Genomic DNA, 26395 nt, shown 5'->3' on the forward strand with positions numbered 1-26395 from the left:
GCGTTACCCGCCAGCCCCAACTTTTTCCCACCAAGGAGACCAGAGTGAAACGACCTGCTTCGAACCAGGCCCGCACCCAGGGTTGGCAGCGTGGGCTATGGCTGTTGCTGGCGCTGCTGCTGGCCTACCTGTTCACCTGGGCGCTCAGCGCCCAGGTTGCGTTGGGCCTGGCGTGGCTGGGGCAAGCACCCAGTGAGGCGGTATTGAGCAGTTCGATCGCCGCCTTTGTGCTGTACCCGGCGCTGGTGCTGTGGTTGCTCTGCGCCCGCCGGGCCCGGCGTAACGCCCTGTGGCTGGGCGGCCTGGCGGTGGCGCTGCTGGCCACGCAGCGCGTGCTGGTCGGGACGGGCTGATGTTCGACAGTGTTCGCCAGGCCATGCTGTGGGCGCACCGGGTCCTGGGCCTGGGCTTTTCCGGGCTTTTACTGATCGCTTTCTTCATGGGCAGCCTGGCCTTGTACGACCGCGAACTGGACAGCTGGATGCTGCCGTCGTTGCGCGCTGCACCATCGACCACCGCGCTGTCGCTGGATCGCCAGGTGCTGCCCCAGGTTGCCAGCCTCAGCGAGGGCAAGGCGCTGTTGCAGTGGTACGTCGAATTGCCCGACGCGCGCCGCCCGCTGATGCGCTTCCAGGCCTGGAGCGTCGAGCGCGAAGGCTTCAGCCGTTTCCTGCTGCCGGGCAAGGAGGGCGCGCTGGAGGTTGCCGGCAGCCGCGGCGGCGACTTCTTTTACCGGTTGCACTACACCCTGAATATCCATGCCGGGAACCTCGGCGCCCGCCTGCTCGGACTGGCCGCCATGGTCGGGTTGATCAGCCTGATCGCCGGGGTCTTTATCCATGCGCGGCTGTTTCAGGACCTGTTCACCTTGCGTGCCGACAAGGCTCCCCGGTGCCTGCTCGACCTGCACAACCTGACCGGGGTGTTGGCCTTGCCGTTTCATGCGCTGATCATGCTCAGCGGTCTGCTGATTCTCTTCCCGTTGTACCTGCCGGCGGCCATCGACGCGCTGTACCCCGGCCAGGCCGGGCAGTTCGCGGTACAGGCCGACGCCGCCTACAGCCGCCCGGCGACTGGCAACCCAGGGCCAATGGCCTCGCTCGACGGCATGCTGGTCGAGGCGCGCCAGCACTGGGGCGGTGGAGAGCCGGCTTTCGTCCGGGTCTGGCACCCGGGCGACGCCAACGCCTATGTCGAGGTCAGCCGCAGTGTCGCCGACCGCCTGAGCGTGGACGGCCAGACCCTGTACTTCGACGCTGCCAGTGCCCGCCTGCTGCATGCATCGCAACTGCCGCCGGCGGCCGCGACCCTGGATGTGCTGGCCGGATTGCACGTGGCGCACTTCCACCAGCCGGCGTTGCGCGCGCTGTACTTTTTCGCCGGCCTCAGTGGCTGCGTGATGCTCGCCAGCGGTTTGCTCTATTGGTTGGCCAAGCGCCGCCTGCAACACCCTGCCCGGGAGTGGGGCGGGATGTCGGTGACCCTGCTGTGCAGCGTGCTGATCACCGGCATGCCCCTGGCCACCCTGGCGATGCTGGTGGCCAACCGTTGGCTGCCCCAGGCGTTGGCCGGGCGTGCCGAGTGGGAGGTGCAGTTGTTCTTCAGCGCCTGGCTGCTGGCCGGGTTGCACGCCGCGTGGGTGATCGGCCGCTGTGCCCAGGCCCGCGCGCCTTGGGCAAGCCAGTGTCTGGCGATCAGTGCCCTGGCGTTACTGGCGCTGCTGTCCAATGCCTGGAGCACCGGCGATCACCCGTGGCGCGCGCTAGATCAAGGGCTGTGGGCAGTGGCCGGGGTCGACCTGACGCTGCTGGCCTGTTCGGTAGTGGCGTGCAGTTTGGGCTGGCATTTGCGTAGGGGCGGGGTAAGGGCGCAGCGGTTGGCGGAGGTCAAGGATGTTTGAGGCACTGGTCAGCGTCGCGGTCCTCGGCTTGCAACTGCTGGGCCTGGCGCTGCTGGCTCTGAGTCAGTCGGTGCATTGGCAGCGGGTGATGACACCACGCCCGTTCCCCGGCACTCGGGGCCTGCGGGTGGCGGCCTTGCTGGTGTCGGGTTTGGCATGGTGGGTGAGCCAGACCGACCTGGGGCTGGCCATGGGCACGCTGTTCTGGGTGCTGGCGCTGTTGCCTTGTGGCTTGAGCGTTGCGCTGTTGTTGTACTGGGGGAAGGCTTGATGCCGGGCAGCCTGTCGAATCGTCGCACTATGCCTATTAAGCGGGCGGCCCCATCGCTAGCAGGCTAGCTCCTACAGGGTTTGTGAGCGGCGCCGTCCTTCCAGAATAGGCCGGCCGGTAGGCCGCCTCGGTTGCTTTTGATTTTGATCCACCGGCCCCGTTACAGAAGTCTGAGTGGAGGCATGCATCCGAGGGGAGCGCTCCTACAGGGATTGTGGTCTATTACATGCCTTTGTGGGCCAGCCTGCTGGCGATGAAGTTGATGCGCTTCAGCAGGCTGGTTGCGGGTCAAACGCTGGCGTGGCGGTAGCGGCTCAGTATGTTTAGCAGGTCGCCCAACCGTGGGTTGAGGAACACCAGGTGCGCCGGTACCTGGGTACCCCACAACTGGTGCACTCGCGCGCACAGCAGCACGGCCTTGAGTGAACTTCCGCCGACTTCGAAGAATTGCGCCTGCTCATCCAGCACCTCCAGTTCCAACACTTCGCACACCAGCGCCGCCACCTGTTGGCGGGCCGGCTCAGGTTGTCCGGTCTGCGCCACGGGCTGTGGCTGCAAGCGTTGCACCAGCGTCTCGAACGACGCCGCCGGCTGGCCGGGAAGGGCTTCGAGCAGGGTCCGCAGATCCTCGCCCAAGGCCTCGATGCTGGCCGGCTGGAACAGGTCAGTGCTGTAGGTGAAGGTGGCGATCAAGCCCTCTTCGCGCTCGCTGACATCCAGCATCAGGTCGAACAGCGTGCTGCGCTTGCCATGGTCTTCCTTCAGCGGCTCGATGCTCAGGTTGCCGAACGCCGACGAGCGCAAGTTTCGCTCCTGATGCAGGTCGAACATCACCTGGATCAGCGGCACACCGTGCTGCTGGGCGCCTGGCAGGGCCTGCAGCAATTGCTCGAACGGCAGGTCCTGATTGGCATGGGCATGCAGCAGGTTGTCGCGGACTTGGTGCAGCAGACTGTCGAACTGCGGGTTGCCAGACAGGTCGGTGCGCAGCGCCAGGGTGTTGACGAAGAAGCCCACCAACCCCTCCAGCTCATGGTGATGCCGGTTGGCAATCGGGATGCCGATGCGGATCGCCGACTGCTGGCTGTGGCCGGCCAGCAACACGTTGAACGCAGTCAGCAGGGTCATGAACAGCGTGCAGCCCTGTTCGCGGCTGTAGGCGTGCAAGGCCTGGCTCAACGGCGGGTCGAACACCAGGCTGTGCTCGGCGCCGCGATGGCTGGGCAGGGCCGGGCGCGGCAGCATGCAGGGCAGTTGCAGCAGGCTGTGGTCCTCGCCCAGGTGGTGCAGCCAGAAGTCCAGTTGCGGCTTGAGGGCCGCCGGGCTCAGTTCACGGCGCTGCCATTGAGCGAAGTCGGCGTATTGCAGCTGTGGCTCGGCCAGCGGCGAGGGTTGGCCGCTGCTGAAGGCGCTGTACAGCGCGATCAGCTCGCGGGTGAACACGCGCATCGACCAGCCATCGAAGGCGATATGGTGCAGGGTCAGCCACAGCACATGTTCGTCCGCCGCCAGTCGCACCACGCCCGCCCGCAGCAGCGGTCCGCGCTCGAGATCGAAGCGCTGCGCGGCCTGGGTCTGCAGTTCCTGTTGCAGGCGCAGGTCGCGTTGGGCGACGGGCAAGCGGCTGAGGTCGATCAGGCTCAAGGCAAAGTCCTCGGCCACCTGTACCTGCTGCGCCGGCCCGGCGGTCGTGAGGACGAAGGTGGTGCGCAGGCTTTCGTGGCGCTGCAGCAGCACGCTGAAACTGTGCTCCAGGGCCGGCAGGTCGAGCGCACCTCGCAGTCGTACGGCTTCAGGCACGTTGTAAGTGGTGCTGCCCGGATGCAAGCGGTCGAACAACCACAGGCGTTCCTGAGCGAACGACAGCGGCAGGGGCGTATCGCGACGCTGCGGGGTGATCGCGGGCAGCGTCGAGGCCACGGCCTTCGGCAGAGCTTGTTCGACGAACGCGCCGAGGGTCGAGTGCTGGAACAGCGCCCGCACCGGCACCTCGATACCCAGGCTGCTACGCAGGCGCGAGACCAGCCGGGTGGCGGTCAGCGAATGGCCGCCGAGCTCGAAGAAGTTATCGTCGAGGCCCACCTGTTCCACCCCCAGCACCTCGGCCCACAGCGCCGCCAGCGAGGCTTCGCGTTCGTTGCGCGGCGCCCGGTAGCTGGCCTGGCGCTCGCGCACCGGAGCCGGCAGGGCTTTGCGGTCCAGCTTGCCGTTGGGTGTCAGCGGGAAGGCACTGAGCATCACGTAGGTCTTCGGCACCATGTGCTCGGGCATGTGCAGGCCGAGGTGCGCTTGCAAGGCGATGGCCCCCGGGCAGACGTCACGGGCCACCACGTAGGCGATCAGCTCAGTGTCGCCGAGCTCGTTGGCGCGGGCGACCACGGCGGCCTCGCGCACCCCGGGATGGGTCAGCAGGCGCGCTTCGATCTCGCCCAGTTCGATACGGAAACCGCGAATCTTCACCTGGTCGTCGATGCGTCCGAGGAATTCAATGTCGCCCTGGGCGTTGACCCGCCCGAGGTCGCCGCTGCGATAGAGACGGCCGGCGCCTGGGTTCAGCGGGTTGTCGAGGAAGCGCTCGGCGCTCAGGTCCGCGCGGCCCAGGTAGCCCTGGGTGATGCCGGCGCCACTGAGGTAGATTTCGCCGCTGACTCCAGCCGCCACCGGGCGCAAGTGGGCGTCGAGCACGTACACCTGCATGTTGGCGATCGCCTTGCCGATCGGCAGCACGCCCTGTTCGTCACCACGGGCGCGGTAATAGCTGCACCACACGGTGCCCTCGGTCGGGCCGTACTCGTTGTACAACTGCGCCTGGGCGCACAGCTGCTGGTGCTGGCGGGCCAGGCTGGCCGGGCAGGCTTCACCGGCGACGATGGCGCAACGCAGGCTGCCCAGTTGGTCGGCGGCCTGTTCCAGCACTTGCCCGTAGAGCGACGGCAGCATCAGCGTGTGGCTGACCTGCCGGGCGGCGATCAAGCGGCCCAGGGCCAGGGCGTCCTGCACCTGATCGTCCTGCGGCAGGCACAGTTGCCCGCCCTGGGTCAGGGTCCAGAACAGCCCGGCCACCGAACTGTCGAACGCCAGCCCCGACACCAGCAGGAACGCCTGCAGCGGTTCCTTGTAGGCGAGCAGGCGCGCCGAGGTCGAGTGCACGGCGTTGCGGTGCGAGACCATCACGCCCTTGGGCCGGCCGGTGGAGCCGGAGGTGAAAATCAGGTAGGCCAGGCTGTCACTGTCGGTCACCGGCGCGGGACGCTGCACGGGCAGGTCCTGCTCGGCGAGACGGTCGAGCCACAGGGTGCTGTAGTCGCCTTGGGGCAGGCGGCTTTCAAGGCTGCTCAGGCTCAGCAACAGGGTCGCGCGGGTCTGCTCGAGCATGTCGCTCAGGCGCTCGGCCGGGTAGCTCGGGTCCAGCGGCAGGTAGGCGCCACCGGCCTTGAGAATGCCGAGAATGCCGACGATCGCCTCAAGGCTGCGGCCCATAAACAGACCGACGGCCTGACCCGGTGCAAGGCCGGCGTTGCGCAGTTGGTGCGCCAGTTGATTGGCCCGTGTCTCCAGCGCCTGGTAGCTCAGTTGCGCCTCGCCGTGGCTGACCGCAATGGCCTCGGGGCGGACAGCGACCTGCTGTTCGAATAACTGGTGCAGCAGTGCCGGCGTTGGCTGCTGCACCTCGGTGTGGTTGAGCGCCGCGAGCCAGGCCTGATGCGCGGCACTGATGCCTGAGGATTCGCCCAATGCTTGCTGACTGGCGGCGCTGGCCTGCTGGCAGAGGCTGATGAACTGGTCGAGCAACAGTCCGGCGGCATCGGCGTCGAGGCGGCTGGCATCGTAGTGCAGCTGGAAGCTGAAGCCTTCGGGCTGATCCAGTACTTCCAGCAGCAGCGAATGCGCACAGCGTTCACCTTGCACCGCGAGTACCGGCCAGGCCGAGGCCAGCGGCTGGCGCAGGCGGAAGCCGAACGGCGTGTCCGGCGTCAGGGCCGGCCACTCTTCTTGCCAGGTGCGGGCCTGCTCAAGCACCTGCGCGAATGCCGCCAGGGCCTTGGCCAAATCGTCCTGATCATCCGGCTCCAGGCGCAGCGGCAAGGACTTGCCGTAAGGGCCGAAGGCGTTCGCCGTGGCGCTGTTACGACCATCGTGCGCCCAGCCCAGCAACACCTGCGGCTGCCCCAGATGCCGTTTGAGTAACAGTGCCCAGCACCAGCCGAACAGCGCGTCAGCCGAAGCGTCGAGGCCGGCAAGGGCGCTGCGGATGTGATCCTGAAACGCTGCGTCCGGGGTCTGTACCAGGCAGCTCGGCTGTGCCGGCGCCATTGCTTCGCAGCGCTGAAACGGGTGTTGGATCAGGTACTGGTCGGCGGCTTGCTGGCGCTGCCAGAAGGCTCGTCCGGCGTCGCTGTCGCTGCTGCCCAGGTGTTCGAATTGCCACTCGGCGAAGTCGGCGAATTGCACCGCTTCCTCGTCTGTTGGCTGGCCCTGGTACGCCGCCTGCCAGGCGTTGAGCAGCAGTTGCAGGGTGCTGTGGTCGGCGTTGGCGGCCGGCACCGCCAGGCAGGCCCGCAGCGCTGCGCCACGAATGACGGCAACGGCCAGGCTGGCCTCCACGAGCGCTTCGCTGAGCAAACGGTGCAGTGCCGGCGGCGTCAGATCGTCGGCAACTTCACGCCAGTCGATCTGCAACTGTTCGGCGATGACCTGCACCGGCTGCTGCATGCCCGGGCTAGCCAGCAGTCGGGTGCGGAGAATTTCCTGCTGTTCCAGCACCTGCGCCAGGCTCGCCTGCAAGCGTGCAAGGTCGCTGCCCTCGGGCAGGGCGAAGGTCAGGAACAGAGCGTCGGCGCGCCGGTCAGTGTGGGACCAGTGGGCATTTTGTTGCAGGGCGGGGCGAAAGCCCTCGATGGCGATGCTGGACATGGCGTGGAAACCTTGAATAGGGGCGGAGTGGAAAACCGTGAACCTCGGCGGCGCGTCAGGGCTTGAGCGCCACATCCTGGCTGTTCAGGGCTTCAGCCATCGACACAAGGATGCGTCTAGGGCTGTCGTATTCATTGCGGGCATGCACCGAGAGCATGTTGTCCAGCAGCAACACGTCGCCGTGGCGCCAGGGGAACTCGGTCATGTGCTGCAGGTAGAGGCCACGCAGGTGCTCCAGCACTGGCGGCTCGATCGGGCTGCCGTCGCCATAGAAGGTGTTCTGCGGCAAGTCGTCGTCGGCAAAGTCGGCCTGCAGCGCATCGCGCACGCTCGCCGGCAGGGTGCTGACATGGAAGAACGTGGCGTGGTTGAACCACAACGTCTCGCCGGTACGCGGGTGCTGCACCAGGGCCGGGCCGACCTGGCGGGTGCGCAGGCGACCGTCGGCTTTCCATTCGGTGTGGATACCGACGCCGGCGCAGTAGGCATCCACCTGGGCGCGGTCGTCGGTCTGAAACACGGTCTGCCAGGGCAGGCCGAAACCGTCACCGTAGTTGCGCACGTACATGATGCCCAGGCGGGCGAAGCGCTCGCGAATCTCGGGGTCGATGGCGCGGGTAATGGCCCGGGTGTCGCCGATCGGGGTTTCGCCCCGCGACAGCGGCGCGATATCGCACCACAGGAAGATTTTCAGTGGGAACACCGGCGAGTAGGAGTGTTCGTTGTGGGGGAAAATCCGCTGGTCCTTGGGGTAGTCGGTGGAGGTATAGATGTTCAGGCGTGGGTCGACCTGGGTGCGTGGCGAGGCGCGGAATTTGTACTCCAGGGCACCGCCGGACAGCGCGCTGATGCAGTCGTCGAAGGCCTGGGCGGTGTCGACCTGGAAGTCGCGAAACAGCAGCGCGCCATGCTCGAGCAGCTTGCGCTCGATCAGTTCGCGGTTGGCCTGGGCCCACGCCACCAGGCTGATGCCGGGGCGTGTGGGTTGGCAGACGGCGGTGTAGACGCTGTCTGGATTGAGCGGCGTGAAACGCACCAGCGAATCTTCATCCACACGGATCGGTTTGCGGCGCATGCCGCCGAGCTTGGCAATCGCGGGGCCATTCATGTCTTATCCCTCCATAGAGTCGATGGTGATGCGGGTGCGGCGACGGCTGCTGCCCAGACGGGCCAGGCTCTGTTCGCTACGCGCGCTCAAGTGCTGCAGGCGTTGTTCGAGAAGCAGCGCGCGCAGCGGCTGGATCAGCGCTTCGATTGGCCGCTCGGGGTCGCTGACCACCTGCTCGAGCAGGCGGCTGAACGCTCCGGCAAAGGCCTCGGCGCTGTGCCCGTCGAACAGCTCGGTGTTGTACTTCAGGGTGCAGGCCAGGCCGCCCCGGGATTCCTCGATGCTCAGGTGCAGGTCCAATTGCGATTGACCGTGCTCGATACGTTCCGGCAACACCCTCAGGCCCGGCATTTCGAGAGCGCTGTCGGGTTGGTTCTGCAGCACCAGCTTGACCTGGAACAACGGGTTATAGGCCAGGCTGCGCGCAGGGTTGAGGGCTTCCACCAGGGTGTTGAAGGGCAGTGCCTGATGGCTGAACGCATCCAGCACCTGAGGCCGCAGGCGTTGCAGCAGGGCGTTGAAGCTGGGGTCGCCGCCAACGTCGCCTCGCAGCGCCAATTGGTTGATGAAAAAGCCCACCAGGCCTTCGGTCTCGCTGCGTTCGCGGTTGGCCACGTCGGTGCCGATCACCGCCTGGGTGCGGTTGCTGTGCAGGTACAGGCTCAGTTGCAGCACTCCGAGCAAGCCCATGAACAGAGTGGCGCCATGGCTCAGGCACAGCTGTTTCAGCGCCTGGGCAGGGCCGGCGTCGATCTGGAACGCCAAGCGTGCGCCCTGGCCGCCGAGCACCGACGGTCGCGGCCGGTAGCTGATCAGCTCGAGCGGTGGCAGGGGGTCGCCCAGTGCCTGACGCCAGTAATCCAGGTGCTGTTGGCGGGCGCTGGTGTCGAGCTGTTCGCGTTGCCAGGCGGCATAGTCGCTGTATTGCACCGCCAGTGCCGGCAAGGGCGCGGTTTCGCCATTCAGGGCGGCGCTGTAGAGCTGGCTAAGTTCGCGCACCAGCACGCCCATCGACCAGCCATCGGAAACGATGTGGTGCATCACCAGCAACAGCAGGTGTTGCTCAGCGTCCAAGCGCAGCAGATGCAGGCGCAGCAGCGGTGCCTGGCGCAGGTCGATCGGCCGCGTCGCCAGTTCGATCAGCAACTGTCGGGCGCTGGCCTCCTGCTCGGCCTGGGGTAGCTGGCTGAGGTCATGCAGGTCCAGCGGCAGCTCGATGGCGTCCTGTACCTGCACATGCAGTGTGCCGTCCTCTTCGTGGAAGCTGCTGCGCAGCGCCTCGTGGCGCAGGCTGAGGATCTGGAACGCCTGCTGCAAAGCGCCAAGGTCAAGCCGGCCCAGCAGCCGGGCGGCGCTGGGGATCAGATAGGCCGGGCTGTCGGGCTGCATCGCCTGCACCAGCCACATGCCCTGTTGGGCATGGGACAGCAGGCGACGGCCGTCGGCGGGCAGCGCGGCGAGGCCGATCGGCGCCTGCTGGTCAGCGTTGGCGTCGTCCAGCAGGGTGGCCAGTTGGGCGATGGTCGGCGCCTCGAACAGGCAGTGCAGTGGCAGCTCAAGCTTCAGCGTCAGGCGAATGCGCGCCATCAGTTGCGCGGCCAGCAGCGAGTGGCCACCCATGGCGAAGAAGTTGTCATCCATGGCGATTGCCTGCTGGCCGAGGACCTCTTGCCAGAGCGCCAGCATCTGCTCTTCACGGGCGCTTTGCGGCGCGCGCTGGCTGCTGCCCTGAACGCTGTAGTCGGGCACCGGCAGGGCCGCGCGGTTGAGTTTGCCGCCAGGGGTCATGGGCATCTGCGCCAAGCTCACGAACGCCGAGGGCAGCATATAGTCGGGCAAGTGGGCGGCCAGGTGCTGGCGCAGTTCGGCGGCCTCCACCGGCTGGTCGTGCGACACCAGGTAGGCCACCAGTCGGCGGTCGCCGGGACGGTCTTCGCGCACCAGCGCCAGGGCCTGGCGGACGTTCGGGTGGCTGCGCAGGTGCGACTCGATTTCGCTGAGCTCGACCCGAAAACCGCGCAGTTTGACCTGCTGGTCGATCCGCCCCAGGTACTCGTAGGTGCCGTCGTCCAGGCGCCGCGCCAGGTCGCCGGTGCGATACATCCGGCTGCCGGGTGGGCCGTACGGATCGGGGCAAAAGCGCTCGGCGGTCAGGCCGGGCACATCGTGGTAACCGCGCGCAAGCAGCTCGCCACCGATGCACAGCTCGCCCGGAACGCCCGGCGGCGCCAGGTTGTCGTCGCGGTCCAGCAGGTAATAGGCGCGACCCCGCAGCGGTGCGCCGATCGGCAGTTGCAGCGGCAGTGGCCCGCGGGCCAGCAGCGCGCTGCAGTCCTGGATGCTCGAGACCACGGTGATTTCCGTGGGGCCGTAGATGTTCAGCAGGCGCACCGGGGCCAGGCCGGCCTTGCGCCAGGCGTCCACCCCGGCGCTGGGCATGGCTTCGCCGCCGACGCTGACCAGGCGCAATTCGCCGTAGGCCGCGTACGGTTGCTGGGCGAAATCCTGGGCCAGCTGGAACCAATAGGCGGTGGTCAGGCAGGCGGCGACGGTGATCCGGTGGCGATACAGTCGCCCATGGAACTCGCGGCTGTCCCACAGCTCGGGGCCGCGCACCACCAGGGCCGCGCCGCACATCAGTGGTGGGAATAGCTGATCGACGAAACCATCGAAGTTGAAGGTCGAGAACTGCAGCACCCGATCATCGGCCTCGACGCCGTAGTAGGTGCGCGCGACTTCGGTGTAGCCGGCCAGCGAACGATGGGTGATCGCCACGCCCTTGGGCTTGCCGGTGGAGCCGGAGGTGTAGATGACATAGGCCAGTTGTTCGCGATGCACCGCACGGCTGCTCGGCACCCCGGCCAGCGCTGCGGCGTCGGCGTCCAGGCCGGTGACGTCGAGGCACGGGCGCTGGTACGGCGCCATGATCGCTGCGGTCTCCGGGGCCACCAGCACCAGGCGGATGTCGGCGTCGTCGATCATGTGGGCCAGGCGCTCGCTGGGGAACTGCGGGTCCAGCGGCACGAAAGTCAGGCCAGCATTCAGCGTGCCGAATACCGCCGCGACAATGTCCAGGCCGCGCGGCAGGCACAGGCCGATGCGCGCTTCGGCGGGCAGGTCCAGCGCCAGCAGGTGGCGGCTGATCAAGTCGGCGCGCTGCTGCAGGGTGGCGTAGCTCCAACTGCTGTCGTCATGGATCAGCGCAATGCGCTCAGGCTGTGCCGCCGCTTGCGCGGCGAGGCGCAGGTGCACCAGTTGCGGCGTCGGCTCGAGGACCAGCGACGCCTGGCAGTCGGCCAATAGCCGTTGCTGTTGTGCGGCACTGCACAGCGGCAGTTGGGCGATGCAGCTTTCCGGCGCCTGGACCAGGCTTTGCAGCAAGCTGGCATAGCTGGCGCCGTGGCCGGCGAGGGTGGCAGGCTCGAACAGGTCGGCGTTGCCGGTGAGGGTCAGTTCCAGCGCGTCCGCCCGTTCGACCACGGTGAGCACCAGGTCGAACTGCGCGCTGACCTGGTTGCGTTCGATCTCGTCGACTTCCAGCCCTGGCAACGCCAGGCGGCGTGGGGTCTGGCCGTCAAGCAGGTTGAACATCACCTGGAACAGCGGCGAATGCTGCAGCTGGCGCTCGGGCTCCAGGGCTTGCACCAGGCGCTCGAACGGCAACTGCTGGTGGGCCAGTGCCTGGCGGCGGCTCTGTTCGACCTGGTCCAGCACGGTGCCGAATGGCTGCTTACCGTCGAGTTGGCAGCGCATGACCAGGGTGTTGATAAAACAGCCGATCAGCCCTTCGGTCTCGACCCGGGTGCGGTTGGCCACCGGCACGCCGACGCGCAGGTCAGTCTGCCCGCTGAGGCGGTACAGCAGCACATTGAAGGCGCTCAACAGCACGCTGAACAGCGAGGTGCCACGGGCCTGGGCCAGCTCGCGCAGGGCCTTGCACAGCGGCGCGTCAATGCGCAGTTGCTGACGGCTGGCGCGCCCGCTCGGATGCCGGGGGCGCGGGTGGTCGGTGGGCAATTCCAGGGTGGGATGGACCTCGCCCAATTGCTCACGCCAGTACGCCAGCTCCGGCGCCAGGGCGCTGTCACTGTGGCCGGTCTGCTGCCAGACGGCGTAGTCGTGGTACTGAATCGGCAAGGCCGGCAGGTCGCTGTCGCGGCCTTGTAGGGCGGCGCTGTAGAGCGCGGTCAGCTCCTTGACCAGAATGCCCAGCGACCAGCCGTCGGCGACGATGTGCTGGGCGTTGAGGATCAGCACATGCTCGTCGACGTCGAGCTGCGCCAGCAGGCCACGCAGCGGTGCCTGGCTCAGGTCGAAGGGCCGATTGCTTTCGCTGTCGATCAGCTGTTGCAGGCGCATGGCGCGTTGCTCGGCGGGTATCGATGAGAGGTCCGCCCGGGTCAGGGGCATTGGCAGCGAGGCGTGCACCGTCTGGCGCGGTTGGCCGCTGACTTCATCGAAGGTGCTGCGCAGAATCGCGTGCCGGGCGATCAACTGGTCGAAGCTGCGTTGTAGCGCGGCGCTGTCCAGGCTGCCGCGCAGGCGCAGTGCCGCCGGCATGTTGTAGGCGCCGCTCTGCGGGTCCAGGCAGTGCAGGAACCACAGGCGCTGCTGCGCCCACGACAGCGGGTGCGGGCCGGGCTCGCTGGCGGCAACGATCGGCAGGCGGCTGAGGGCGTAGCCTTGAGCGGCGAGGGCGGCGGCGAAGGCCTGGCGTTTTTCCGGGGCGAGCCTGGCAATCCGCTCGGCCAGTTGTTGGGGGTCGAGTTGCATGGCATCAGCTCCGGGAAGGGTTGGCGGACTGCGCGCGGACCTGCAGGGCCTCGCGCTCTTGCGGCGACATGGCCGCGAGCATGCGTCGCAGCTCGGCGACTTTCAGCAGCTTGCCCGGCTGGCTTTCGCCGGCGCGCATGGCCTCGGCCAGCGCCGCCACGCTCGGATGGTCGAACACCAGCGCAGGTGGCACTTCCACTTGCAGCAGGCTGCGCAGGCGGGTGCACAGCTTGATGACGATCAGCGAATGGCCGCCGAGGTCGAACAGGCTGTCGGTGATGCTCAGGCTCGGACGTTCCAGCAGCTCCTGATACAGGTCGGCCAGCAGCGCCTCGAGGGCATCCCGTGGCGCCACCTGCTCGGCGATCTGGCGATTGGCGCTGGGCAGTGCGGCGAGGTCGACCTTGCCGTTGGCCAGGCGTGGCAGTTCGCTCAGGCAAAGCAATTGCGCCGGCAGCAGATAATCCGGCAGCCGTGCGCGCAACTCGCCGATCAGCGTGGCGCTGTCGCGCGGGCTCACGGCATGGGCGAGCAACTGGCCGTCGCGGTACTGCACCACCGCCTGGCTGACGCCCTCGAGGCTCAGCAGCGCCGCTTCCAGTTCACCGGGCTCGACCCGGAAACCACGGACCTTGATCTGTTTGTCGACGCGCCCAGCCAGATGCAGTTGGCCGCTGGCCGATAGCCGCCCCAGGTCGCCGCTGCGGTACAGGCGCTGGCCCGGTTGCAGCGGGTCGTCGACAAAGGCATCGGAGGTCCGATTCAGGTAGCCACGGCAGACTTGCGCGCCGCCGATGTACAGCTCAGCCAGGGCGCCAATCGGCGCGTGCTGCAGGCCGCTCGGGGTGGCTTCCAGCAGCCGGGTCCAGGTATTGGCCAGGGCGTGTTGCAGGGGCAGCGCGACCCGTGGCTCGGTGCTCTGGTCGAGGCTGTAGAGCACGCCGACCGTGGTTTCGGTCGGGCCGTAATGGTTGTGCACGCGGCTGCCGGGCGCCAATTCGCCGATGCGCTGGCGCAGGGCGCCCAGGCAGGCTTCACCGCCAAGGATCAGCACCGGTGGCAGGCTGATCGCCTGCTGGCCTTCAAGCAGCGCGGCCAGGTGCGAGGGGACGATCTTCAGGCAGTCGATCTGGCTGGCGTCGAGGAAGCGGGCGAAGGCGGCGGCATCGCGGCTGGCCTGATCGTCAGCCAGCACCAGGCAACCACCGGTCCACAGCGCCGCATAGAGGGTGGTGTTGCCCAGGTCGGCGGCTACCGAAGAAATCAGGGCGAAGCGGCTGCACTGTGCAAGGTCCAAAGCCTCGCTGACCGCAGCGCTGTAGTTGAGCAGTTGTCCCTGTTCGATGATCACGCCCTTGGGCTCGCCGCTGGTGCCGGAGGTGTAGAGCAGGTACGCCGCATCATCGAGGGCGACAGTGCGGTTGACCGGAGCGGTGGCGGGGCTGTCGAGCAGTTCGGCGAGGGGGATGCCCTGGGCGTCACCAATCAGCAGTTGCGGTTGGGCGTCGGCGAGGATCCGCTCAACGCGTGCCGCCGGCCATGCTGGGTCCAGCGGCACATAGGCGGCGCCGGCGCGCTGCACGGCGAGCAGTGCCAGCAGCAGCGGCGCCGAGCGTGGCAGCAGCAACGCGACATGGCTGCCGCGACCGATGCCGCGTGCCTGCAGCACGCCAGCCAAGTGTTCGACCTCGTGGTGCAGTTGCGCATAGCTCAGGCGTTGCGTGCCGTCCTCCAGCGCCGGGGCATCCGGAGTGTGCTGCGCCCAGTGGGCCAGGCGCTCGATCACCGGGCGGTTGCCAAAGTCGCGTTGCGCGCCGCACAAGTGTTTGTGCAGGGCCAGGTGCGCCGCAGTGCTCAGTGGCAGTTCGCTCAAGGCACACTGATGCGGTTGTTCAAGCAGTGCCTGGAGCAGTTGGACATATTGCTCCAACAGAATGCGCAAGTCGGCCTCGGCGTACTGCGCGGTGGGCGACTGTACGCTCAAGGACTGCACCCGGTCGTGTTCGTCGACGCTCACTTGCAGCGCCAGTTCGAAGCCCGGGTCGACCGCAGGCAGGGCGTCGACCGACCAGTGCAGGCCGCCGCTGACCCATGGCGCAGCGTGGCGCACGAGGCTGAAGCCGACTGTACGCTGAGACGTCACGGCGGGATCGGCGACGTTCCAGTGTTCCTGCTGCTGAGTGTGGTTGTCGAGCTGTTCGGCGAACTGGTGCAGCCAGGTGCTGAAGGGCTGTTCCAGCTGCGGCGCGAGGGCCAGTGGAAGGATTTTTTCGTAGACGCCGATGCCGTTCGCCATGACCTCATAGTCGAAGCGGCAGTCCTGTTGCCAGCCACCCATGAGTGCGTGGTTGCCGCTAATGCGCGCCAGCAGCGCCCACCAGGCAGCCTGCAGCAGCGTGCCCGGGGTCTGATCGAAACGCGGTGCAAGTGCCTGCAGCGCATCGGGCAGGGCTTGCTCGACGGCGTTGCCCGCTGCGTCCGCCGCCGCTTCCAGGCGGCCGCCCAGGCGCAGCGGCGCCAGCTCGTCCAGGCCGAGGCTGGCCCAGTAGGCGCGGCCGTCCGGGGCGTGTTCGTCGGCGTCCAGGTCGTGGCGCCACTCCACGTACTGGCTGTACTGGAAGGCATCGTCCAGCACCGTGTCGGGCTGGGCATACAGCGCGGCCAGTTCGCCCAGCAGGTTCTGCAGGCTCAGGCGGTCAGCGGCGCAAGCGGCGACGTACAGGTCCAGGCGCCAGTGCTCGGCAGCCAGAGGACGCAGGATGGCGCGCACCAGGCGTCCCTGATCGATGGCCAGCGGTTGCGCGGCCAAGGCCTCGGCTGCGGCCTGCTGGTCGATTTCCAGTTGATGCCAGTCGAGGGCGCTGTCGACCAGGCTCTGGCGCAGATTGCGGTACAGGGTCGAAGGCCGCAGGGCCACGCGCAGGCTGTCGTGGCGTTCAATCACCTGCAGCAAGGTCTCGTACAGGCGCCCGGCCTGCAACGGCCCGACCAGGCTGATGCCGAGGTGCAGGGGCGCGCGGTCAAGGTGGATGGCCAGGGCCTGTTCGGCGCTCAATGGCAGGTCTTGGTGCAGTTCCATGGAGTCGTTCATTGGGTGATCTGATCCTGCAGTTCGGTTGCGTCATGGCGGGCGGCCAGCCGGGCCGGTTCATGCATGTCGCCCATGGCGACAGCGATCTTGCGTGGACCTTCGTACGGGTCGCGGGCGTGGGCGGCGATCAGGTTGTCGAGCATCACCACGTCCCCGCGCTGCCAATCGAAACGCACCGCGCAGGCTTCGTAGAGCTCGCCGATCAGGGCCATGCTGGTGTCGTCAATCGGGCTGCCGTCGCCGAAGTACACCTGACGCGGCATGCGCTCCTGGCCCACCATGCTCAGCAGGTCCTGACGTACCTGGGGCTCGAGGCAGAAGGTGTGGTGCAGCTGCAACTGGTTGAAGAAACTGCGCTCACCACTCAGCGGATGACGGATCACGGCCGGGCAGCGGGTGCGGGTTTGCAGCTCGTCATTGGCAAGCCAGCGCAGCTCGGTATGGCTGGCCCGGCACAGGGCTTCCACCTGCTCGCGGCTGTCGGTCTTGAAGAATTCCCGCCAGTTGACGTCGAGGCGCTCGGTGAAGGTGCGCACGTAGAGCAAGCCCTTGCGTTCGAAGGCCTCGGCCAACTCCGTCGGCAACTGCCGGTACAGCGTGCGGCAGTCGACAATCGGCGTGGCGCCACCCACCGGCGATGGCTGCTCGCAGTAGAACCACTGCTTGCGCGGCGAGCGCGGCAGGTGCGAGCTCTCGTTATGGAACAGGATCATCTCGCGCTCGGGGTAAGGCGTGGAGCGGTAGATATTGCGACCGCCTTCCTTTTTCGGCAGGTCGCCGTAGCCACCGAACAGCCCGGGATGAATGGCTTCGGCAAAGGCTTCGAAGGCTTTCGGATCGTCGAGGGCGAAGCCACGGAACAACAGGCCGCCGTGCTGGCACAGCAGGCTATCGATCAGGTCCCGCGAACTGTGGGCCCAGGCCACCGGGTCGAGGTCGGCGGCAACGGGTTCGATCAGCAGCGGGAACTCGTGGCCCGGCAACAGCGCCGAGGTGCGAATCAATGGCCGTGGGGCAGCGGCGCGGGTCGGCAGCTTTTTCAGCTTGTCGAGCTTGCTGGATGAAGGGGCGGGTTTGGCCAAGGCCGGTGTCTCCACGGAGGGCAGCGTGACGGTGAATTGGGTCAGGGCGGCGTGCGGTTGCTCGACCACCTGGTGCAGCAGTTCCAGCCAGGCGCCGATCAGCGCGTCGATGCGCTCGCCCTTGAACAGCGCACGGGCGTACACCCAGTCGCCGCGCATGAGGTCGCCGTCACGCTCGAGGAACAGCGCCATGTCGAACTTGCTGGTGCGCTCGGCCGCAGGCTGCATGCGCACCTCGAGCCCGGGGATCGAGAACGCCTGGGTCGGGGTGTTCTGCAGCACGAACAAGGCTTGCACCAGCGGGTTGCGGCTGCGCTCCCGTGGCACTTGCGCGGCCTCGACGATACGGTCGAACGGCAGCGCCTGGTGCTCCAAAGCTTGCAGGCAGGTGTCGCGGGTGCGGCCGAGGAACTCGCGCAGGGTCTCGCCGGCCAGGCGCCGCGAGCGCAACGGCAGGACGTTGACGAAGAAGCCAATCAAGCCTTCCAGATCGGCGTGCTCGCGGCCGGCGACGTCGGTGCCGAGCAACAGGTCGTCGGCACCGGTGACGCTGTGCAGCAGCAGTTCGAAGCTGGCCAGCAGCAGCATGTACAGGCTGACGCCTTCGGCCAGGGCCAGGGCGTCGAGGCGCGCCAGCAGCGGCCCAGGGATCTCCAGCGCTTTGGCGGCGCCACGGGCGTCAGCCTGCGCGGGGCGTGGCCAGTCGCACGGCAAAGCCAGCACCTGGGGCGCGCCTTGCAGTTGGCGTTGCCAGAAGTCGACTTCGCGCTCCAGCGCCGGGCCTTGCAGGCATTGCCGTTGCCAGGCGGCGTAGTCGGCGTACTGCACCGCCAGGGCCGGCAGCGATGCCTGCTGGCCGTCGCGATAGCTTGCATAGAGCAGGCTGAATTCATTGACCAGCACGCCCACCGACCAGCCGTCAGCGACCATGTGGTGCAGTGCCAGCAACAGCAGGTGCTGTTGATCGCCGAACTGGAGTACCCGGGCGCGGATCAGCGGCGCCTGGCGCAGGTCGAACGGCAGGCGCAGGTTGTCCAGGCTCTCCTGTTCGGCGATCTGCAGGCGCTGGGTTTGATCCATGGCGCTGAGGTCACGCAGGCCGACCTCCAGCTCGAGGTGCTCGGCGATCAGCATGATCGGCTCGCCGTCGATGTCGTGGTAGGCGCTGCGCAGGACTTCGTGACGGGCGAGCAGCGCATTGAAAGTGGCACGCAGCGCAGGCATCTCCAGTGGACCGCTCAAGGTCAGGCTGGCGGCCATGTTGTAGGACGCCGATGGGCCGTGCAGGCGGTCGACCATCCACAGCCGTTGCTGACTCAGCGACACCGGCATATGGGCCTGGCGCGGCAATGCCAGCAACTGCGGACCCGCCACAGCCTGAGAGGGCTCGGCGGCCAGCGCGTCGAGACGCCCGGCCAGTTGCCACAGCAGCGGGGTCTCGAACACGCTGCGCAGCGGCAGTTCCAGGGCGCAGCGCTGGCGGATGCGGGCGATCAAGCGGGTAGCCAGCAGCGAGTGGCCGCCGGCTTCGAAGAAGTGGCTGCTGCGGCCCAGAGGCTGCTCAGGCAACAATGCCGCCCACAACTCGCCCAGCAGATGCTCGTGGGCGCTGACCAGGGGTTCGACCTCTGCGTGTTGCAACGACGGCAACGGCAGGGCCTTGCGATCGACCTTGCCGTTGGCGTTGGTCGGCCAGCTGTCCATGGCCACCCACAGTGACGGCACCATGTACGCCGGCAGGCTATCGCGCACGTGTTGGGCCAACTGGGCGTCCGTCAGCCCATGGCCGCTGCGGCCTTGCCAGTAGCCCACCAACAGGTCGCTGCCACCGAGGTTTTGCAGGTTGACCATGGCCCGCAGTACGTCGGGGTGGCGCTCCAGATGCGCCTCGATCTCCCCCGGTTCGATGCGGAAACCGCGCAACTTGAGCTGGAAGTCTTTGCGCCCCAGGTACTGCAGCACGCCGTCGGCGTCCCAGCGGGCCAGGTCGCCACTGAGGTACAGGCGGCTGCCCGGTGCGCCGAACGGATTGGGGATGAAGCTGGCGGCGGTGCGCCCAGGGTCACCCAAATAACCACGGCTGACACCGATGCCGCCGATGGCCAGCTCGCCGACCACCCCGGCGGCGACCGGTTGCAGGTCGTGACCGAGGACGTAGAGTTCGGCGTTGGCGGTGGGTCGGCCGATGGCCACGTTGGCGCCTTGCGCGGGTGCCTGATACAGCGGCTGGAAGGCCACGTCATCGGAGCATTCGGCCGGGCCGTAGGCGTTCATCATCGGTATCTGCGGGTAGTGACGGAACCACAGTTGGGCGGTGGCCACCGGCAGTGCTTCGCCGGTCGGCAGGACCCAGCGTAAATGGGGCAGCGCCAGTGGCTGGTCATCGAGGCTTTCGAGCATGGCCTGGAGCAATGCCGGCACCGGTTCGAACAGGCTGACGCGGCGCTCGCGCAGCAGTTGCAGCAGGGCTTGCGGATCACGCACCAGCGCGTCGCCGATGATCTCCACGCAGGCGCCGAACAACGGCGCGGTGAGGGTCTGCCAGACCGAAATGTCGAAGCAGGCCGGGGCGGTCTGGGCGATCACGTCGTCGGCGTTCAGGCCCAGTGGCTGCAGCTTGGCCAGCATGTTATTGAGCATGCCGGCCTGAGGCACCATCACCCCTTTCGGCTGGCCGGTGGAGCCGGAAGTGAAGAGCACGTAGGCCAGTTGATCGGGGCGCGCCGGCTGCTGCGGGAGGATGCCGGTGGCGCTCATTTCCAGCAGGTCCGAGGGCCGCGCGCGGTGGCCCTGGTAGACCGAAGCCAGCGGCTCGGCATAGGCCTCGCTGCAAATCACCAGCGGCTGCTCCAGGCGCGCCAGCACCTGCTGCCAGCGCGCGGGCGGCTGCGAGGGTTCCAGCGGCAACCAGCCACAACCGGCACGCAGGGTCGCGACCATCAGGCAGAACCATTCGATGCCACGCTCGGCCAACAACGCCACCGGTCGCTCGGGTTGCGCGCCCAGCGCTTGCAGGCCCCGGGCCAGGCGTTCGGACTGCTGCCACAGCTGGGCATAGGTCAGCGACTGCCCGGCGCAGCGCGCGACGATGCGCTCGGGGTGCGCGGCGACCTGAGCGGCCACCCGCGCTTCCCAGCTGTGCTCGAGGTCAAAGTCGGCCGGGTTCAGGCCCCAGTCGAGCAGGCGTTGATGCTGGGTCGGGCCGAGTGTGCTCAGTTGTTCCAGGCGGGTGTCCAACGGGCTGTCGAGTGCCAGCAACAGGTTCAGCAGATCGTCGCTCAGACGCTCCAGCGCGGACGCAGGGAGGCGTTGGGCATCGGCGCTGAACAGCACTTCCAGGCAGCGCCCGGGCAGCACTTCGACGGTCAGGCCGTAGCTGGTTTGTTCGAGGTTATCGAGGACCTTGAAGGTCAGCTCGCCCGCCTGCAACTGGCGCTCGCTGAGGGCCGGCAGGTTCTGGAACACCAGCAGGGTGTCGAACAGCCCGGCACCCCGTGGATGCTGTTGGAGGATCTGCGCCAGCGGCGTTTGCTCGTGCTCGCGCATGGCCACGCTGATCGCCTGCACCTGTTGCAGGTAGTCGCCCAGCGCCATGCCCGGGGCGATCTGCAGGCGCAACGGCAGGGTGTTGATGAACACGCCGAGCATCTGCCCGGCATCGGCCAGGGCGTCCGGGCGGCCACTGCTGGTGACACCGAACAGCACCTCGGTGTGGTTGTTGCTGCGCGCCAGCAACAGGCCCCAGGCCGCTTGCATCAGGGTGTTGAGGGTCACTCGGCAGGCCTTGCCAAGGGCGTTCAGGCGGCTGCTTTGGGCTTCACTCAGGCGCAGGCTGCGGCTGTGGTAGCGGGATTGGCTGCCGGGTTCGGCCGGGTTCAGCGCTGGCAGCGTACCGACGCCTTCAAACTGCGCCAGGTGTTGCTGCCAGTACTGCAGGCTGTGCTCGGCCGGCTGCGCAGCGAGCCAGGCGATGTAGTCGCGGTAAGGCGGACGCGAGGGCACGGCGAGGCCGTTGTAGCGGGCGAGGATTTCCTCCATCAGCATCACCGAACTCCAGCCGTCGGCGATCAGGTGATGGCGGCTCCAGATCAACCAGCTGTGCTGTGCGCCTAGGTGGATCAGCGCCACGCGTTGCAGCGGCGGGCGCTGCGGGTCGAAACCTTGCGCGCGGTCGGCCTGGCAGTAGTCATCCAGGGCCTGCTGGCGTTGCGCCGGGGTCAGCGCGCTCCAGTCCAGGCGTTGCACGGGCAGGGTCAAGGCACTGCACACGGCTTGCACCGGCTCATCCAGACCTTGCCAGACAATTGCCGTGCGCATCAGCGGATGGGCGGCGAAGGTGGCGTGCCAGGCCGCCAGGTAGCGTTCGGCGTCCAGCGGGCCTTGCAGTTCGGCCTGCAACTGGTTGACGTACACGCCGCTGGCGCCTTCCAGCAGGCTATGGAACAGCAGGCCTTTTTGCAGCGGCGACAGCGGGTAGGCGTCTTCCAGGGCAGTGCCGAGCAGGGCTTGCAGCGGTTGCCGTTGCTCGACGCTGAGTGCCACCGACGGCAGGGCGGGCGCTGCCACAGGCGCGGGCTGGGCCGCTGGGCGCTGAGTGAGGAGCAGGGCCAGGGCGTCGATCCGTGGCTGGGCGAACAGTTCTTTCGGGCTGAATTTCAAGCCCCGCTTGCGCGCCTTGGCGATCACTTGCAGGGCGATGATCGAGTCGCCGCCGACGCTGAAAAAGTCGTCCTCGCGGCTGAGGTCCGGACGCTCCAGGACGTCCCGCCAGACGGCCAGCAACTGCGCCTCCAGGTCTTTCAGCGGTGAGTCCAGGGTGGCCGCGAGGCGAGCGATGGTGGGGTGGGCGAAGAAATGTTTGGGGGTGAACTTGAGCTGTGCCTTGCGCGCCTTGGCGATCAGTTGCAGGGCCATGATCGAGTCGCCACCGAGAGCAAAGAAGTCGTCGTGAATCGACAGCGCCGGCTTGTCCAGCACCTCGCACCAGAGCGTCAGCAACAGCGCTTCGACCGGGTCGCGCGGGGCGCTGAGGGCCTGGGTCGGGGCTTGCTGGGGGACCGGCTGGGGCAGGTTGTGCCGGTCGACCTTGCCGTTGCCCAGGCGTGGCAGACGTTCGAGTTCGACGTACAGGCTCGGCAGCAGCGGCTCGGGCAGGCGCTCGGCCAGTTGCTGGCGCAGCTGCGCAAGGTCCAGCCCGGTCTCGGTCACCAGGTAGGCGATCAGCCGGGGAGCTTCGCCTTCGCCCAGGGCGCGGGCGATCACCGCCGCTTCGCGCACCCCGGCACAGGCGCGCAAGCCGGCTTCGACCTCGCCTGGCTCGACACGAAAACCACGGATCTTCACCTGATCGTCGATTCGGCCGAGGAACTCGATGGCGCCGTTACCCAGCATGCGCACGCGATCGCCGCTGCGATAGAGGCGCTGGCCGTTGCCGGCGAATGGGTCGGGAATGAATTGCCGGGCAGTCAGGCCGGGTTGACCGAGGTAGCCGTCAGCCACCCCGGCGCCGCCGATGTACAACTCACCGACGCTGCCCAACGGCAGCAGCGCCAGGTGCGGGTCGAGCACGTGCACCTGGACGTTATCCAGCGGCAGGCCAACCGGGGCGAAGCCGGAAAGGCTCGGGGTCTGGTCCTGCACGGCGTGGGTCAGGCAGCCGACGGTGGTTTCGGTGGGGCCGTAGTGATTGACGATGCGGCAGGTCGGTGCAAGGTCGCGCAGGCGCTTGACCAGCGCCAGGTCCAGGCCTTCGCCGCCGAGCACCAGGCACTGGCGTGGCAGCAGGCGTTGCGGCTCGGCCACGGCGAGCAGGGCCGCCAGGTGCGACGGCACGATCTTCAGGCAGTCGACCGGGTTGGCCGCCCAGTACCGGGCGAGTTCTTCCGGGTCGTTGGCCAGATCGTCGCTGATCAATTGCAGGGTTCGACCGCTGAGCAGCGCACCGAACCAGGCGGTGTAGCCCAGGTCCGCAGCGACGCTGGCCAGGGCGGTCAGGCTGGCCTCGGGATTCAGGGCCAGCGGCTTGAGCACGGCGTCGGCGTAGTGCAGCAAATTGCTTTGGGTGACCCGGACGGCCTTGGGCGTACCGCTGGAGCCGGAGGTGTAAATCAGATAGGCCAGTTGCTGCGGATGGGCGACGCCCTGTGCAACCTGGGTGCCTGGGCGCAGGCTGTGGAGGGTCTGCGCGGGGTCGATGAGTACGCTGGCGCCGCTGTCGTCGAGCAGTTGCTGTTGGCGCGCGGTGGGCAGGGCAGGGTCGAGGCACAGGTAGGCGGCGCCGAGTTTCCAGCTGGCGAGCATGGCGGTGATCAGCGCGCGGCTGCGCGGCAAAGCGATGGCGATGATCTGCCCGGCAGCAGCACCGGCTTCCCTCAGGCGTCCGGCCAGTTCGCTGGCAGCTTGATCCAAAACGCTGTAGCTCAGGCTCCCGTCGGCGTCGCGCAGGGCGATGCGCTGGCCGTGGGCTTGCACTTGGTGCTCGAAGGCCGCCACGGCGGTGGCGAAGGCGGGCGCCTGGCTGGCCCCGACGCGGCGTGCGCGGTTGGCCGGCGGTGTGGCGGCCAGTTGGTGCACCGGGCTGTCGACCTGAGCGAGGGCATTGCCGGCGAACCAGGCGAAGTCCTCGGCCAACTGGGCGATGCGTTTGGCGTCGAACAGGTCACTGCGATAGCGCCACTGCGCGAGCAGGTGCATGCCGTCGTCCTGCCAGCGCAGGTTGAGTTCGTTGGCCGCGCCGCGCTGGGTAAACAGGTGCTCGCGCAAGCTGTAGTCAGCGAAGGCGTCGTCACGGCGGCTTGGCATGTAGGTCATCATGCAATGAAACAGGGGACCGCTCTCGATCTCCTGCTGCAGGCGCGCCGCCGGATAGCGGCGATGACGCAGGCCCTCGCGCATTTGCTGGGCGGTGTCGCGCAGGCAATCGGCCAGGCTCGGGGCATGGGCGAAGCGCGCGCGCAGCGGCAGGGAGTTCAGGGTGAAGCCGATCAGGTGTTTGTAGCGAGCCTTGTGCCGGTCCATGGTCGGCGTGCCGATGAGGAAATCATCCTGGCCGGTGTAGCGGTGCATGAACACCTGGAACAATGTCGCCAGCACCACGTACAGGCTGACGCCTTGCTCCTCGGCGAGCTGGCGCAGGCGGTTGCTGAGGGCCGGGTCGAGCAGGCGTTCGACTTCGCCGCCGGCGAACCCGGGCGTGCGTGGACGTGGGCGGTCGGCAGGCAGCGCCAGCGCGCTCGGGCTGCCGCTGAGTTGATGGCGCCAATAGCTGGCTGCCGCGCTGAGTTTGTCCTCGGCCAGCAGCGCCCGCTGCTCGTCCAGCCAGTCGAAATACAGCCCGGCGGCTGGCAGTTCCAGGGTTTCACCGTTGAGCTCGGCATGGTAGGCGGCGAAGGTCAGCTTGAGCATCCATTCGACGCTGAGAAAATCCCCGCTGATGTGGTGCGCGGCCATGCACAGGTACAGCCGGCCGTCGCTCTGCAACAGGTGAAAGCGGCAGATGTCCGCCGCTGCCAGGTCGAACGGCTGGTCGGCGTGCGCCTCGATCCAGGCGGTGACGCCGGCGCTGTCGAGGCCGTCGATGCGCTCGATGCGGGTGTTCACCTGGAGCTGTTCGGGGCGGTACATCCACAGCGTGCCGTCCTGCTCGCGGTAACCGCAGTACAGGGTCTCGCAGTGTTCGACCAGTCGGGTGAAGGCCCGGCACAGGGCGGCGGGGTCGAGGTCGGCGCGCAGCTCGCGGGCGGCGACCATGTTGTACGCGGCGCTCGTCGGGTTGAGCTGGTGGTTCTGCCACAGCGCCTGCTGGCCGGCGCTGGCCTGATGCAACGGGTAGGCGGTTGTCATCGGGGTCACTCCTGAGCCGGTTCAGCCATGGCCACGATCACTTGCCGCGGCCCTTTGAAACTGGCGCGACCATGGGCCACCAGCATGTTGTCGAGCATCAGCACATCGCCTTGCTGCCAGGGGAAGCGCACGGTGCACTGCTCCAGTACCCCACGGATTTCCGTCAGCGCGCTGTCTTCCAGCTCGCTGCCGTCGCCGTAATAGACATTGCGCGGCAAGTCGAGCGGATCGTCGACCACATCCAGCAGGCTTTCACGCACCGCAGGCGGCAGATTGGAGACGTGGAACAGATGGGCCTGGTTGAACCACACCCGGTCCTGTGTGACGGGGTGGCGAGCGGTGGCCTGGCAGACCTGGCGGGTGCGCAGTTCGCCATCGTCCTTCCATTGGAATTCAATCTGGTTGGCCCGGCAGTAAGCCTCGGCGACGGCGCGGTCTTCGGTGTTGAAGGCCTGCTCCCATGGCAGGTCGAGACCGTTGCCGTAGTTGCGTACGTACATCAGGCGCTTGTCTTCAAAGCGTTGGCGCAGGGCGGGGTCAAGCTGGCGGAAAATCTGCCGGCTGTCGGCAATCGGCGTTTCGCCGCCTTCGACGCTGGGCTGGACGCAGTGGAACCAGATCTTCATCGGCCACTGCAAGGTGTAGGACTGCTCGTTGTGCAGCGGGATGACCTGGTGCGCCGGGTATTCGGTGGAGGTGTACACCCCCTGTTCGATCGCCTTGCGCGGGGTGGAGCCGAATTCGTAGTTGAGCAGCGGGTGGCCGAAGCTGCGGACCAACGCCTGGAATGCCTGTTCGCCGAGGACATCGAAACCGCGCAGGAGCAGGGCGCCGCTCTCGTGCAGGCTGGCGTCCACCAATGCCTGCAACGCTTCTACTTGCCAGGCCCCCGGCTGGTCTGGCGTGACCAGCAACGGCAGGTTGCGGTCCGGCAAAAGTGCTTGCATCGACAGGCCATTGATTTGCCCGACACCTCGTCCCATGAGCTTGCTCCTCTGTTCTTATCGTGGTCATGGCGTAAGGCCATTACGGGGCCGTCAACGGCCCGGGCAGAAATATATACGAAAGATATGGTAAGTGTTAATGATATTAATTAGCATTCGCAGCGCACTATTGCACCTCGGCTGCAGCCTCGTTTCGGGCCGCCGGGATCCATTGAAAAACGCTCGTTCAAGGACTCTGAAATGAATTGGGATAAGGCTGACAGCGGGTTCGTGGTGGTGGTCAATCACGAGGAGCAGTACTCCATCTGGCCGGACTACAAAGTCCTGCCCGAAGGCTGGCGTGCGGTCGGCCAGCAGGGCGACAAGGCCCAGTGCCTGGCCTGGATCGAACAGAACTGGACGGACATGCGCCCGCTGAGCCTTCGCCTGGCCCTGCAATCGGCCGACCCGCGCTGATCGCGCGCCACTGA

General features: G+C 67.3%; 10 protein-coding genes. 4 read left to right on the forward strand and 6 right to left on the reverse strand.

Translation table 11 applies throughout. The features are described 5' to 3' along the window. The first annotated feature begins 44 nt into the window (after window positions 1-44). The 3 genes from KW062_RS12915 to KW062_RS12925 are packed head-to-tail and all read left to right on the forward strand — an operon-like array spanning window position 45 to window position 2171. The gene (locus KW062_RS12915; protein WP_105755309.1) at window positions 45-353 is read left to right on the forward strand and encodes a hypothetical protein; all 309 of its coding nucleotides are present in this window, start codon (window positions 45-47) and stop codon (window positions 351-353) included. Further along, window positions 353-1900 (forward strand): PepSY-associated TM helix domain-containing protein, encoded by a 1548-nt coding sequence (locus tag KW062_RS12920; protein ID WP_105755308.1) that lies wholly within the window; start codon window positions 353-355, stop codon window positions 1898-1900. The genes KW062_RS12915 and KW062_RS12920 overlap by 1 nt, the downstream gene beginning before the upstream one ends. Further along, the gene (locus tag KW062_RS12925; protein ID WP_105755307.1) at window positions 1893-2171 is read left to right on the forward strand and encodes a DUF3325 family protein; all 279 of its coding nucleotides are present in this window, start codon (window positions 1893-1895) and stop codon (window positions 2169-2171) included. Before KW062_RS12920 ends, KW062_RS12925 begins: the two co-directional genes overlap by 8 nt. Window positions 2172-2459: 288 nt before the next feature. Here the strand turns inward: KW062_RS12925 and KW062_RS12930 are convergent, their stop codons facing one another. Genes KW062_RS12930 through KW062_RS12955 form a run of 6 tightly spaced genes read right to left on the reverse strand, consistent with a single transcriptional unit; the run spans window position 2460 to window position 25964 of the window. Beyond that, complete coding sequence (locus KW062_RS12930; RefSeq protein WP_105755306.1) at window positions 2460-7085, reverse strand: non-ribosomal peptide synthetase; 4626 nt, start codon at window positions 7083-7085, stop codon at window positions 2460-2462. A gap of 55 nt (window positions 7086-7140) precedes the next feature. Continuing rightward, window positions 7141-8193, reverse strand: coding sequence for a TauD/TfdA family dioxygenase (locus KW062_RS12935; protein WP_105755305.1), 1053 nt, complete (start codon window positions 8191-8193; stop codon window positions 7141-7143). A 3-nt stretch (window positions 8194-8196) separates the two neighbouring features. Further along, on the reverse strand, window positions 8197-12966 hold the full coding sequence (locus KW062_RS12940) for a non-ribosomal peptide synthetase (RefSeq protein ID WP_105755304.1): 4770 nt from the start codon (window positions 12964-12966) through the stop codon (window positions 8197-8199). A 4-nt stretch (window positions 12967-12970) separates the two neighbouring features. After that, window positions 12971-16045 (reverse strand): non-ribosomal peptide synthetase, encoded by a 3075-nt coding sequence (locus tag KW062_RS12945; RefSeq protein WP_256351012.1) that lies wholly within the window; start codon window positions 16043-16045, stop codon window positions 12971-12973. Between the two features lie 8 nt (window positions 16046-16053). Then, the gene (locus tag KW062_RS12950; RefSeq protein WP_105755302.1) at window positions 16054-24981 is read right to left on the reverse strand and encodes a non-ribosomal peptide synthetase; all 8928 of its coding nucleotides are present in this window, start codon (window positions 24979-24981) and stop codon (window positions 16054-16056) included. Window positions 24982-24986: 5 nt separating this feature from the next. Then, complete coding sequence (locus tag KW062_RS12955) at window positions 24987-25964, reverse strand: TauD/TfdA family dioxygenase (RefSeq protein ID WP_105755301.1); 978 nt, start codon at window positions 25962-25964, stop codon at window positions 24987-24989. 201 nt (window positions 25965-26165) lie between these two features. Between KW062_RS12955 and KW062_RS12960 the strand changes: the two genes are divergently transcribed. Next, window positions 26166-26381: an MbtH family protein gene (locus tag KW062_RS12960; protein WP_027618454.1), complete on the forward strand. Its 216-nt coding sequence runs from the start codon at window positions 26166-26168 to the stop codon at window positions 26379-26381. The last annotated feature ends 14 nt before the right edge of the window (window positions 26382-26395 follow it).

It is taken from the genome of Pseudomonas fluorescens, from assembly GCF_019212185.1.
Lineage (GTDB): Bacteria > Pseudomonadota > Gammaproteobacteria > Pseudomonadales > Pseudomonadaceae > Aquipseudomonas.